Source organism: Paenibacillus sp. Paensp111 (assembly GCF_059492195.1).
In genome coordinates this window covers 2332986-2345090 of sequence record NZ_CP168527.1, presented here as the reverse complement: position 1 = coordinate 2345090, position 12105 = coordinate 2332986, and the positions used below count along the sequence as shown (strand labels likewise).

At 46.7% G+C, this 12105-nt stretch carries 11 protein-coding genes; 6 read left to right on the top strand and 5 right to left on the bottom strand.

Annotated elements, in window-relative coordinates:
- The first annotated feature begins 141 nt into the window (after positions 1 to 141).
- The 4 genes from ACEN86_RS10960 to ACEN86_RS10945 all read left to right on the top strand — a co-directional run bounded on the left by ACEN86_RS10960 (position 142) and on the right by ACEN86_RS10945 (position 4415).
- Entirely contained in the window at positions 142 to 879 is a 738-nt protein-coding gene (locus ACEN86_RS10960; RefSeq protein WP_495630679.1) for a hypothetical protein, read from the top strand.
- A gap of 10 nt (positions 880 to 889) precedes the next feature.
- Positions 890 to 2578, top strand: coding sequence for a vWA domain-containing protein (locus ACEN86_RS10955; protein ID WP_495630678.1), 1689 nt, complete (start codon positions 890 to 892; stop codon positions 2576 to 2578).
- Positions 2579 to 2599: 21 nt separating this feature from the next.
- The gene (locus ACEN86_RS10950) at positions 2600 to 3739 is read left to right on the top strand and encodes a toxic anion resistance protein (RefSeq protein ID WP_495630677.1); all 1140 of its coding nucleotides are present in this window, start codon (positions 2600 to 2602) and stop codon (positions 3737 to 3739) included.
- 88 nt (positions 3740 to 3827) lie between these two features.
- Positions 3828 to 4415, top strand: coding sequence for a DUF421 domain-containing protein (locus tag ACEN86_RS10945; protein WP_495630676.1), 588 nt, complete (start codon positions 3828 to 3830; stop codon positions 4413 to 4415).
- A 110-nt stretch (positions 4416 to 4525) separates the two neighbouring features.
- On the opposite strand, the gene ACEN86_RS10940 is transcribed toward ACEN86_RS10945, so the two are convergent.
- Entirely contained in the window at positions 4526 to 4969 is a 444-nt protein-coding gene (locus ACEN86_RS10940; protein WP_495630675.1) for a MarR family winged helix-turn-helix transcriptional regulator, read from the bottom strand.
- 563 nt (positions 4970 to 5532) lie between these two features.
- Between ACEN86_RS10940 and ACEN86_RS10935 the strand changes: the two genes are divergently transcribed.
- Both ACEN86_RS10935 and ACEN86_RS10930 read left to right on the top strand, forming a co-directional pair.
- Positions 5533 to 6582: an NAD(P)-dependent alcohol dehydrogenase gene (locus tag ACEN86_RS10935; protein ID WP_495630674.1), complete on the top strand. Its 1050-nt coding sequence runs from the start codon at positions 5533 to 5535 to the stop codon at positions 6580 to 6582.
- 185 nt (positions 6583 to 6767) lie between these two features.
- Positions 6768 to 7604 (top strand): alpha/beta fold hydrolase, encoded by an 837-nt coding sequence (locus ACEN86_RS10930; protein WP_495630673.1) that lies wholly within the window; start codon positions 6768 to 6770, stop codon positions 7602 to 7604.
- 65 nt (positions 7605 to 7669) lie between these two features.
- Here the strand turns inward: ACEN86_RS10930 and ACEN86_RS10925 are convergent, their stop codons facing one another.
- The 4 genes from ACEN86_RS10925 to ACEN86_RS10910 form a co-directional block, all read right to left on the bottom strand.
- Positions 7670 to 8422, bottom strand: a complete 753-nt coding sequence (locus ACEN86_RS10925) for an HAD family hydrolase (protein WP_495630672.1) — start codon at positions 8420 to 8422, stop codon at positions 7670 to 7672.
- A 36-nt stretch (positions 8423 to 8458) separates the two neighbouring features.
- Positions 8459 to 9496, bottom strand: coding sequence for a zinc-dependent alcohol dehydrogenase (locus ACEN86_RS10920; protein WP_495630671.1), 1038 nt, complete (start codon positions 9494 to 9496; stop codon positions 8459 to 8461).
- 20 nt (positions 9497 to 9516) lie between these two features.
- Entirely contained in the window at positions 9517 to 10755 is a 1239-nt protein-coding gene (locus ACEN86_RS10915) for an aspartate aminotransferase family protein (protein ID WP_495630670.1), read from the bottom strand.
- Positions 10756 to 10856: 101 nt separating this feature from the next.
- Positions 10857 to 12065 (bottom strand): MFS transporter, encoded by a 1209-nt coding sequence (locus ACEN86_RS10910; protein WP_495630669.1) that lies wholly within the window; start codon positions 12063 to 12065, stop codon positions 10857 to 10859.
- Positions 12066 to 12105 lie beyond the last annotated feature (40 nt).

The following is a 12105-nucleotide window of genomic DNA, read 5'->3' as shown; positions in this document are numbered from 1 at the left end:
ATAAACTTGGGACTTATCCTAATTTACTTCAATCTTTGTCATAGATCCTCACTAATCTGTGAACATGTGGTACAATTTTCCTGTAGTGACAAGGAACTTACTTCCTGGATTTCCTGATGGTGGCAGAGGGGGTTGTCGTAGTTGAGCTTGTTCAGGTACATAAAGCTAATAGGATTGATAGTAGGTGTTATAGGCCTCAATATTATCGTACTCTCCCCCGGATTCATAGGGCTTGAGATCGGAGGGAGCGCGTTATCTACAGCACTCGGGGTAACTTTACTGGTTGGAAGTGCTATGGGGCTTTTGTATGGGAGTTATATGCTGCTATTCAAGCAGCCTGCTCCGCTAACTGCCAGACCCATCCGAACGCACGAAGATTATGTTGAGGCTTTAAGTCATTACCGACGGGTTAAACCGCTGCAAGCTGATATAAGTCTCACGCTTGAGCAGATGGAACGAATCAGGAGGAAGAAAGAGAAATTATTTCTCGTTCTGGCACAGCGGTTTGATCAGGAGGAGCTGAGTTACAAGAAGTTCGCTTCCGTAACGAACGAGGTGGAGAAATTATTTTACCTGAATGTAAAAAGTATTCTGAACCGGCTTCATGTGTTTGATGAGACAGAATTTCAGCGGGTGATGAGCTCACGGCCAGTCCAACTCTCGCCGGAGCTTCTTCAGGAAAAGACACAGGTCTACAACGAGTTCATGGTTTTCTTGCAGGATTCGCTGGAGACCAACGAGGAGATACTTCTTAAGCTGGATAAGCTTCTGCTTGAAATATCAAGCCTGGATAGTATTGACTTTGGGGAGATCGAGAATATGCCTTGTATGCAGGAAATTGATTCATTAATCAAGCAGACTAAATACTATAAACATTGAGAGGTGCAGTATGGCTAAAAAGAGCAGGTTTTTCATGATCTCCGTCATCATCTTAATCGTCGTATTTGCTTTGGTATACTTCGGAATTAAATTAACCTCGAATATAGGGAAGACGGGGACACAAGTGGCTTCCGAAGACGCAGCCAAGGACCTGAGCAAGCTGTATTCGGGCATTTCTATTACGAAGGCGGAGCCAGTAAAAGGCCAAATTGATCTCAACCCGACCGATGTTGGCGATTCACTTCCGGATATATCTAAGTTCAAGGTAACGGTTGACCCTTCGACAGAAAACTTCGTAGAGATATTCTCCTCAACTGAAAAATCGGGTACGGGTGTGGACGGCTGGTTAAGTGAAGCTGCAGCGGAATTTAATAATGCCGGTATCGTGGTGGATGGAAAGCCCGCTTCGGTAAAGATTCGTAACATAGCTTCCGGGACAGCCGCAGACTATATCAAATCGGGCAAATATGTACCGGATGCCTATACGCCTTCCAATGAGCTCTGGGGGGAGATGGTTAAGGCCAGTGGCGTTAAGACACAGCTGATCTCCAAACGTCTGGTTGGAAACGTCCCCGGCATTGTTATTGCCAAGTCTAAATACGACAGCCTGGTGAATAAGTATGGATCTGTCAACGTCAAAGTCCTTACCGAAGCCATTGCAGGCAATGATTTCTCCATGGGCTATACAGATCCCTTTGCGAGCTCTACCGGATTGAATTTTCTACTGACCGCTCTGAATACTTTTGACAGCACAAATATATTGGGAGATAAAGCCGTTAAAGGGTTTGAGAAATTCCAGTCCAACGTTCCCTTTACAGCCTCTACAACGATACAAATGCGTGATGCAGCCAAATCAGGCAGACTGGACGGGTTCGTGCTGGAATATCAGACTTACATCAATGCGGAAGACCTGAAGAACGGGTATGTGTTCACTCCATTTGGTGTACGGCATGACAGTCCCTTGTATGCCCTGGGTGATCTGCCGAAGACCAAGCAGGACATCCTTAAGAAATTCGCGGACTTTGTTGCCGGGGATAAATATCAGAAAGCAGCCAAGGACAAGGGATTTAACAATCTAGATAACTATAAACCGGAAATGGCAGCCGTAGATGGTAGTCTTCTGTCCCAAGCACAGCAGCTCTGGAAAGAGAAGAAGAACGGAAATAAACCGATTGCAGCTGTATTTGTAACGGATGTGTCAGGCAGTATGGCAGGGGAGCCTTTGAACAGACTGAAGGAATCCCTGATTAAAGGTCAGAAGTATTTAGGAAAAGACAACAGTATAGGGCTTGTCTCTTATTCAGATGATGTAACCATCAATCTACCTATTGGACGATACACCACGAATCAGCAGTCCATGTTCGTAGGCGCAGTGAACAGCCTCCAGGCCAGCGGCGGAACTGCCACTTTCGATGGGATCGTGGTAGCTCTTAAGATGCTTCAGGATGAGCTGGCAGCGCATCCGGGTGTTAAGCCCATCATCTTCGTGCTAAGCGACGGCGAGACGAACCAGGGATACTCCCTGGATGATATTAAAGGAATTGTTGAAACCTACAAGATTCCCATCTACACGATTGGATATAACGCGAATATCAAAGCTCTCCAGAGTATTTCAAGCATTAACGAGGCAGCCAGTATCAACGCGGATACGGATGATGTGGTCTACAAGATTGGCAATTTATTCAATGTTCAAATGTAACAATCATAGAGGGGGAATACCATGTCATTTTCATTAGAAATAGCAAGCCCGGAAGAAATCAAGGCAGCGATCGAGGAGGAAGTCAAACCTGTACCCGAAGAGGTTGCGAAGCTTAAAGAACTAGCAGAATCGAATGTAGCCGCCATCATGGAGCTTGATCTGGATTCCCTGGATAAACGCAGGGAAATACTTCAGTCTATTGATTCATTTGGATTAAATACAATGAAAATGTCCTCGGATAAGAATACGCTCCTGCAGGTGTCCGTAGGAAAGTTGTCAAAAACAGGGGATGAGGGAGGCCAAGTGGCGAAAGGTCTAGCTGAGCTGCATATGCAGCTTAAGGATTTAGACCCGAGCGTGATCGATTTCGCCAAACAAGGATTGCTCGGGATGTTCTTCAACCCGATACGAGCTTATTTTCTGAAATTTCAAAAAGCAGATATTGTCATTGCAGATATTGTTACATCTTTGGATAAAGGGAAGGCAACGCTGAGGAATGATAACACCACCCTTGAGATCGAACAGCAGACTCTGCGTGACCTAACCAAGAAGCTCCAGAAGGAGATTGAGCTGGGGAGTTTGATGGACGCATCTATTGAATCCCAGATTGAAGCCGCGAAAGTACGGAATGAAGATCCGGACCGAATCCGCTTTATTACGGAAGAAGTCCTGTTCCCACTCCGTCAGCGGGTAATGGATTTACAGCAGATGCTCGTAGTTAACCAGCAGGGGATAATGGCCATTGAGGTAATTATCCGGAACAACAAAGAACTGATTCGCGGGGTGGACCGGGCGAAGAATGTGACGATCTCAGCCCTCAAGATCTCCGTCACCGTGGCCAGTGCACTCTATAATCAGAAGATTGTCCTGAAGAAGATCGAACTACTGAATCAGACGACTAATGAACTAATTGCGGGCACGTCCCGTATGTTAAAGAATCAGGGAGCAGAGATACACAAACAGTCACTTGAGACCAGTATTTCTGTAGATACATTGAAGCAGGCTTTCACAGATGTATTATCCGCACTGGATTCAATCAGCACCTATAAACAGGAAGCTCTGCCAAAGATGCGTGAGACGATTAATCAGTTCAGGGAACTCGCAGATAGCGGGGAGAGTCAAATCCAGCGGCTTGAGAAGGGTCATAAGCTGGGTCTATAAAGTTAAGAAATAGTAAAGAGATTCTATCCATGAATGAAACAGGATACCAGGGGTAAAGCTAACCGTACCCTGTTGTTGGAGGTATTCTATGTGGACCGTATTATGGAATGCAATCGTGCTTGCCGTGGCTGGCACGATATTCCTTAGAATCGCTGGACGAAAGTCCATCTCTGAAATGACGGCTCCCCAGGTAACCATACTATTAATGGTTGGAACAGTCCTTGGCTCAGAGATTGGAGGAAAAGGACTAGGATTATCCCTGTTTGGCTCGTTCCTTCTCATCATGTTCCTCATAGGCTCGGAATGGATTTCGCTGCGTTTTAATCGTGCAGAGAAGATGCTTAAAGGCTTTGGGACGCCTGTCATAGCGGAAGGAAAACTACTGGTTGATAACATGAAGAAGTTAAGAATATCCGTAGACGATCTGGAGAAGCGTCTAAGGCTGCTAGGAATCACCCGGCTCGAAGATGTTAAGTCAGGGACGATAGAAGAGAACGGACAACTTGGTTATGAATTATACCGCCATGCCAGACCTGTTACCATGGGGGATCTGGAGCAGCTATTGAAGGCCAACTTCCCTAATATCGTGATTCCACCTGAACCCAGCCATAACAATATTTTTAGCGAGGTATACAAGGAATCCGATAACCCTGATCATTCCAAATACCTGCAGTGATCCATAGAGACTAGAAAAAGCAGACGGTTGCCGTCTGCTTTTTCTCATGAATGCATCCACTGTTATGATCTACCTGAATTTTGCATTATCCAACCTCAGTTGAAGGGCTATTACTTCGCTCTTTCATTCACTTCATTCATCAATTTCTTGATTGCTGAATTCAGAGACTGGATTTCCGCTTCATCCATTCCCGCGATTCCGAGCATGGATTCAGGTATGCACACCGCTTGTTCCTGAAGAGCTGCCCCCTCTTCCGTAATACTGACTATGACTACCCGTTCGTCGGAAGGATCCCGGCGGCGCTCTAACAGTCTGGCGGTCTCCATCCGCTTAAGCATAGGAGTCAGCGTTCCGGTATCCAGATCGAGCTTTTCGCCAATTTCTTTTATGGTGCACTTCGGCTTCTCCCAGAGTGTCAGCAGTACTAAATACTGCGGATAGGTTAAATTGAGCGCATCCAGAAGAGGACGGTACAACCGAAGAATTGCGCGGGAACAGGCGTAAAGAGAGAAGCAGAGGTGGTCGTCCAGCTTTAATTTATGTTCTATATTCATAGTGCCCCCGTAATTGTTAAAAAATTGATAATGGTAGCTTCATCTTATCAGACCTTAGGGAGAATTCAATATTTACTTTGCTGTGATGAGCCATGGTTTTATTCACCTATAATAATAGACAGAAGTTGATTAAACTAATCTAATTTAATTAGGAAAAAGGACTGATTGGCGATTTCGTAAGCTTGATAACTGCTCTTTTCATCAAGTATATTGTTCATGGGCGTTTACCACTGCTGCTGCCTCGGTTAATTTAGATCAAGTACCCAAATGCCATTTCGAACTTCATCGACGTCTGCAGCTCCTGAAGCTCCTGAGTTCGCCAACGGATTATTTCTATCATCCTGCAATATGGGAACCACCTTGGGCGCGGAAGTTGGCGGGCTATTTATATCTGAACCGGGTAAGCCATATGTTGTTGGGGTGGGACAACTGACATTATTATTAAGTGTGGCAGTCATTGGACTGAGAAACCGCCATCTTACTCCTACTAAACCGCGTTCTGGTTAAAGACAAGCTTTATGATTACCTATCATCCATTCATAGTAAATAGGAGGCAGAAATTAATGATTAAAGCGAATGCACGTGCTACATTTAGCCCGGAGGGTCCGTTTCAACTGACTACAATCGAGCGCAGGGCTCTAGAGCCGCATGATATTCTGATTGAGATTAAATATGCGGGGATCTGCCATTCCGATATCCATACCGCACGCGGAGAGTGGGGGCCGGTGAAGTATCCGCTCGTCCCTGGGCACGAGATCGCAGGTATCGTCTCTGAGGTAGGATCTGCAGTCACAAAGTATGCGATAGGAGACCGGGTAGGGGTCGGCTGTATGGTTGACTCCTGCGGTAAATGTGTGAACTGCCACAAGGGGGAGGAGCAGTACTGCCTCGAAGGAAATACGGGTACTTACGGAGCAATTGACAGATACGGCCAATATACACAAGGAGGCTATTCTACCCATATCGTCGTCACAGAAGACTTTGTGGTCAGAATTCCTGACGGTATTGAGCTGGATGCCGCTGCACCTTTGCTATGCGCCGGAATTACGACGTATTCGCCGCTGCGTCATTGGGGAGCTGCTCCGGGCAAAAGAATTGCAGTGGTTGGACTTGGCGGGCTTGGACATATGGCCGTGAAGATTGCCCATGCCATGGGAGCGGAAGTTACGGTTCTATCTCAATCGCTGAAGAAGAAAGAGGATGGTTTGAAGCTGGGAGCGGATCATTATTACGCCACTAGCGATGCGGAGACTTTCAAGACGCTTGCAGGCACATTCGACCTCATCATCAATACGGTAAGCGCGAAGATCGATATCAGTGCCTACCTTTCGCTGCTTGCTTTGGATGGCACGATGGTTAATGTCGGGGCGCCAGCAGAGCCGTTGTCAGTTAACGTATTCTCCTTGATCGGTCACCGCCGGTCGTTCGCTGGCTCGATGATTGGAGGCATTCGCGAGACACAGGAAATGCTGGATTTTTGCGCTGAACACAACATTGCACCTGAGATCGAGGTTATTTCCGCCAATCAGATTGACGAAGCCTGGGAGCGTGTATTAGCTTCCGATGTACGGTATAGATTTGTAATCAACATCAGCACGATGGAGAACGAATAATGAATTAATCATGGCATGCCTGTTTGGCGTGCCTTTTTTTACTTGAGGTGACAGACTTGATAATCAGAAGGGTACAGCTTTAGGAAACTAATAGTTGACAGATTATGTATTATAAACTAGAGTATACCTGTAAAATATTTTGCAAAATATAATTTCGTAAAATTTAAAAATTGGAGGAGATCAGCATGCCCAAGTTAACTGTAGGTACTGAGAATGATGCGCCAATTGAAATTTATTACGAGGATTTTGGTACAGGTAAGCCGATCGTGCTTATTCATGGATGGCCCCTGAGCGGCCGCTCTTGGGAGAAACAGGTTCCCGCACTGATCGAAGCTGGATACAGGGTAATTACATATGACCGACGCGGGTTTGGTCAATCATCACAGCCTTGGAACGGTTATGACTATGATACTTTTGCGGCTGACCTCAACAAGCTCATGGAACATCTGGATCTCCGCGAAGCCGTACTCGTCGGGTTCTCCATGGGAGGCGGTGAGGTCGCTAGATATATTGGCACTTATGGAAGCGGACGGGTAGCCAAGGCTGTATTGGCCGCTGCTGTTCCTCCGTTTCTGTACAAATCTTACAGCAATCCTGAGGGAGGGCTGGACGATGCGGCAATTAAGGGCTTTGAAGATGGAGTGAAGAGCGACCGAATTGCCTTTCTTGACAACTTCACCAAGGGATTCTTCGCTGCCGGAGACCGAACCGACTTGGTAAGCGAACCCTTCCGAATTTATAACCGAGACCTTGCAGCTTTTGCATCTCCAAAAGGTACACTGGATTGCATTGCAGCATTCAGCCGTACTGACTTCCGTGATGACCTGGCTAATTTCAATATTCCAACCCTCATTATTCATGGGGATTCGGACGCGATTGTTCCTATTGAAGTCAGCGGTCAAAGAAGTCATGAGGCGATTCCCGGCAGCCGGCTTGTTATTATTGAAGGCGGTCCGCATGGGTTGAATGCTACGCATGCTGATGCTTTCAACTCAGCGCTTATTGAATTCCTGGGAAGCTAATTAAGACCAGGTTATAAATAGAACTGCCCTTCTCCACTGGAGAGGGCAGTTTTTTAATTCAGCAACTAAAGTCCAGATGGCGCATGAACCAAAGCGCCGGGCTTATCTGCATGAAGCGGGGATGGGCTGATCGGCAGCGTATTTCTCAGTGCCCACAGCTGTTCATATCCCGTAATGGATAGGTCGGCCAAGGACAAATCCTGGCTTCCTGAACCCGGATTGTTGTATCCAATACAGCGCATTCCGGCGCTTTTGGCGGCCTTAACTCCATTGCGAGAGTCTTCAATCACGACGCAGGCAGAGGGCTTTATGCCAAGAAGCTCGGCTGCATGAAGGAAGATATCCGGCGCCGGCTTCCCGTGAGGCACCTCCTCACCGGACACCTTGATGTTGAAATAACGCCCGAGGCCCGTTTTGTCCATAATCAGTTCGATCAATACTTTGGGGGAAGAGGAGGCTACCGCCACCGGAACCTGCTTATTCTTAAGCCAATCCAACCAAGATTCCAAATGAGGCATAGGCTTAAGCTGATTATGACTACTCATAATCTCCATCACATTATTCTTATGGTAAGCGAGGACTTCTTCCAGGGAGAAGTTCAGCTGATGCTTCTCAAGGACACGCTGCCACATCGTTTCCAAAGTAACACCTACGTATCCATGGTGCTCCAGCTCATCCGGATAGGCTCCAAAGTGGGCGAAGGAGGCTCGTTCGATTTCGAAATAGATGGGCTCACTATCCACGAGTACCCCGTCCATGTCAAATATGACGGCTTCAATCGGTTCCTTCTGCCATTTCTGTTCATCTGGTAAATGCATATTTATCACTCCGCAAATGTAATTTAGATATGACCTTTAGCTGGATTGTAAAATAACTTTAATGGCATTAGAAGATGGATTAAGAGTTTTTTGGTTCAGATCGCAGCCCAAAGCCGAGAACGCCTCCACATATTGATCTAACGGGTACGTATGGGTAATTATTTTCTTGGCCGGGACAATATGCTGTTCTATCAAGTAATGAGCAGTCGAGAAAGTTCCCAGTGAGTCGATAGAGCCGATAATTTTGAGACTCCGGTCGACAATCTCCTTAGGATTAAAGCTGTTAATTCCATCCCTTAAGCCTACCAGCATCAAATAACCACCGTGGGCCAAATTGGAAAGTACCTGGGTTCCCACTACTCCAGTCGTATCTATAATAAGGTCAACCTGATGATTGGATGGAGCCATGGATTCTACAGCTGACTCGAAAGAATCATGGGTCTGCCAGCGTTCGGGCGTAATTGAACTGGCCATGTTCAGGCGATCCTTCGAAATATCCACAATCGATCCGGTGACCCCTTTGGAAGCCAGTGCATAGCTGTACAGCATCCCGATAGGACCAGCACCCAGCACAATGGCTCTGAAATTGGGAAGAAGCTTAATCTGGTTAATGCCGGTAAGAATACAGCTCAGGGGCTCAGTTAAAGTGGCTTCTTCATAGCTGATATGATCCGCTAGTTTATATAGAAACCGGTCTTCCGTAATATAATAATCGGTAAAAGTTCCGTCGGCACTAACGCCAGTCTCGGTGACAGCCTTATGGAGGCAGTGATTCTGACGTCCGGTTCTGCACATCTCGCAGTGACCACAATAATAAGTAGGATCAATCACGACCCGGTCCCCAGGCTTTAATGTGCTCACAGCCTTACCTATGCTAACCACTTCACCGGCAGATTCGTGGCCCAAAATAATGGAAGACGAGGCGTGATACCTTCCACTAACAATACCGAGGTCGGTGCCGCACACTCCTGTAGCGTGAATACGTACGAGAACCTGATTATCTCTTGTAATTTCAGGTACGGGTCTCTCCTCCAGAGCGACGTCCCAGGCAGATTTATAGATTAATGCAAGCATGAATGTTACCTCCTCTATAGTTAACCTACGCTTTTTAGAACCGCGTCCAGTCTATCTACGATCTGAGCGATCTCTTCTTCGGTAACCGTCAGGGATGGTCTTACTTTCACCACATTACCAAAACCATACCGGGATCCTCTTAGAATAAGTTGTTGATCGGAGAAGGCGCGCTCGATAATCGCATTGGCTTTGGCTACATCAGGAGCTCCATCAGAATCCACAATTTCAAGTCCCCACATTAGTCCGACTCCGCGGGCTTCACCAATACTCCGATATTTCATAGTAAGCTCACCCAACAGGTCTCCTAATATTTCACCCTTCAATTTGACTTCATCCAGAAATCCAGGTTCGGATACGACCTCCAAGGTAGACTTTGCTGCTGTCACGGAAATGAGATTGCTGCCCGAGGTGAAGGAGTGCTCGTGCTTCTCGAGGACGTCCAGACGAGACTGCATGAGTACCGCAGCCACAGGAACGCCAATCCCTCCGAGGCCTTTAGCCAAGGTGATCATATCGGGCTTGATATCGAACAGTTCACTGGCGAACATATAGCCTGTCCGTCCAATACCAGTCTGGACCTCATCGGCGATCAGGATCATGTTATGTTCATCGCAGAGCTTGCGAAGGCGCTGGAAATACCCATCGGGAGGAATAATATTACCTCCGTTCCCGAGAATAGGTTCTATAATCATACAAGCGATAGAGCCTGAGCTTGCATATTCAATTTGATCGGAAATGGCTTCTATACATTGAAACCCGCAATTGGGCTGGGAAGAATTAAAAGGGCATCTGTAGCAGTAGGGAGCAGGGACGTGCAGGGAATTGGGAACTGCTGAATTTGGGAACTTTTTGCGGCGGAAGGCATTCCCGGAGATCCCCGTTGCGAACTGGGTCTGACCATGATGGGAGAGGAACAGGCTTATGATATCGGTGGAACCGGTATATTTTTGGGCGATTTTTGTTGCACATTCGTTAGCCGTAGAGCCTGTAATATCTCTCATCCATCCAGCATCAATGCCGTTCGGCGCATATTCTACCAGATGAGCCAGAACCTCATCTACATATGGCTCAGTGAAGGTAGATGACATATGCGTAAGATTCCCCACTTGTTCCTGTACCTTCTCCACAACATGGGGGTGATTATAACCGAGCGAAAGATTGAAAGTTCCGGATACTCCATCCAAATACTCATTACCTGAATCGTCGATCAAGCGGATTCCTTTGCCATATCTGAATCGGTCTTTAGTTAACGTTTGCATAATCATCCCTCCAAATTTAGATTGATAGCTTGCAGACTAGTTGCTATAACGTAAGCGTTTTCGGCCTCACCTCCCCAAATGACCAAATCCCTAGCTCCCTATTAGAATTCATTTCTTTGCTGGATGATTGAACTGCTTAGGCGTCTGTTCCCCAAGTTCCATTGATGGGAAAGTCCTATGGTTAGAAGCAGAACCACAGTAAAGCCTGCCAATATCCATACCGTATAGGTGACCGGCCACGACGACATACTCCACCCGATGACATACTGTAAAATCGCACCCCCAATACCGCCAGAGGCAATCAGAATGCTCGTTGTACTTTCGGTCATGCCTGGTATCAGTGAGTTCGCATAGACCAGAGCGATCGCGAATAACCCGGACATGAAGACGCCTATCCCAAAAATCAATAAATAGGTAGCCCATTCACTTGAGTTCAAAGCCATGGCGATTATAAAAAAGAGTGAGCCAAGCGTGCTCCAGAACAGAAATGGCAGATATTTTACGGCTTCGGCAATTCTGCCTACGAATAAACGCCCAATAACCATGGCAATCCACAAGAAGGTTACACTAAGAGAGGCGAGTGACTTAGGTATATGTATGGTCTCGATTAATATGGAAGGTAGGAAGTTCATGAACCCGAGCTCCAGTCCCATATATACGAAGAAGAAAATGATGAAGATAACCAGCAGCCGCGCTTGTCTTGCAGTATAGCGAGTAGGGAGGGTTTGCGTGTTCATATCGGAAGGACCATCCGTGTGAAGCTTGCTTGAGCTGGCCGCGGGCATGGTCATCCATAACAGAATCAGAACTAAAGTAATCCCGGACACCGTGAAGAAGGTATACGGCCAGACCTTGAGGGTGATATACATGCTCACTACGGCAGGGATCAGCAGAGCACCGATTCCAAAAAACACATCCAACTTAGCCATCGCCACGGCTTTGCCTTCTTCAGCGTACTCAATCGTGAAGGCCCCAATGGAGGACTCAATGATTCCCGAACCAAACCCGATGAATAGAACCATCAAGATGATCCATAACCAGGATGGTAGGAAGCCCATCACCAGACAGGCAGCTGTGATACAGCACAGTGCAATCAATAACATACTTCTTCTGCCGATATAGGCCGACATGAGCGGGGAGACGATAACGCCTGCCAAGAAGCCAATGAACTGTACGAATAACAAGGTTCCACCATCACTGTAACCGAGTCCATAATGTGACAATAACTCAGGCAGCAGAGAACCCATAACTACACTGGTAACGCCAATTAACAAGTAAAATCCACAGCTTAGGGCAAAAATCCTTTTCACAACAGGGTCCTCCTAGAATAAAGGTGAGTAGAAAGAAAAT

Excerpts from the sequence above, each read along its gene's own strand:
- ACEN86_RS10955 (WP_495630678.1), top strand. The coding sequence starts at position 890 with ATGGCTAAAAAGAGCAGGTTTTTCATGATCTCCGTCATCATCTTAATC.
- ACEN86_RS10950 (WP_495630677.1), top strand. The coding sequence starts at position 2,600 with ATGTCATTTTCATTAGAAATAGCAAGCCCGGAAGAAATCAAGGCAGCG.
- ACEN86_RS10945 (WP_495630676.1), top strand. The coding sequence starts at position 3,828 with ATGTGGACCGTATTATGGAATGCAATCGTGCTTGCCGTGGCTGGCACG.
- ACEN86_RS10940 (WP_495630675.1), bottom strand. The coding sequence starts at position 4,969 with ATGAATATAGAACATAAATTAAAGCTGGACGACCACCTCTGCTTCTCT.
- ACEN86_RS10935 (WP_495630674.1), top strand. The coding sequence starts at position 5,533 with ATGATTAAAGCGAATGCACGTGCTACATTTAGCCCGGAGGGTCCGTTT.
- ACEN86_RS10930 (WP_495630673.1), top strand. The coding sequence starts at position 6,768 with ATGCCCAAGTTAACTGTAGGTACTGAGAATGATGCGCCAATTGAAATT.
- ACEN86_RS10925 (WP_495630672.1), bottom strand. The coding sequence starts at position 8,422 with ATGCATTTACCAGATGAACAGAAATGGCAGAAGGAACCGATTGAAGCC.
- ACEN86_RS10920 (WP_495630671.1), bottom strand. The coding sequence starts at position 9,496 with ATGCTTGCATTAATCTATAAATCTGCCTGGGACGTCGCTCTGGAGGAG.
- ACEN86_RS10915 (WP_495630670.1), bottom strand. The coding sequence starts at position 10,755 with ATGCAAACGTTAACTAAAGACCGATTCAGATATGGCAAAGGAATCCGC.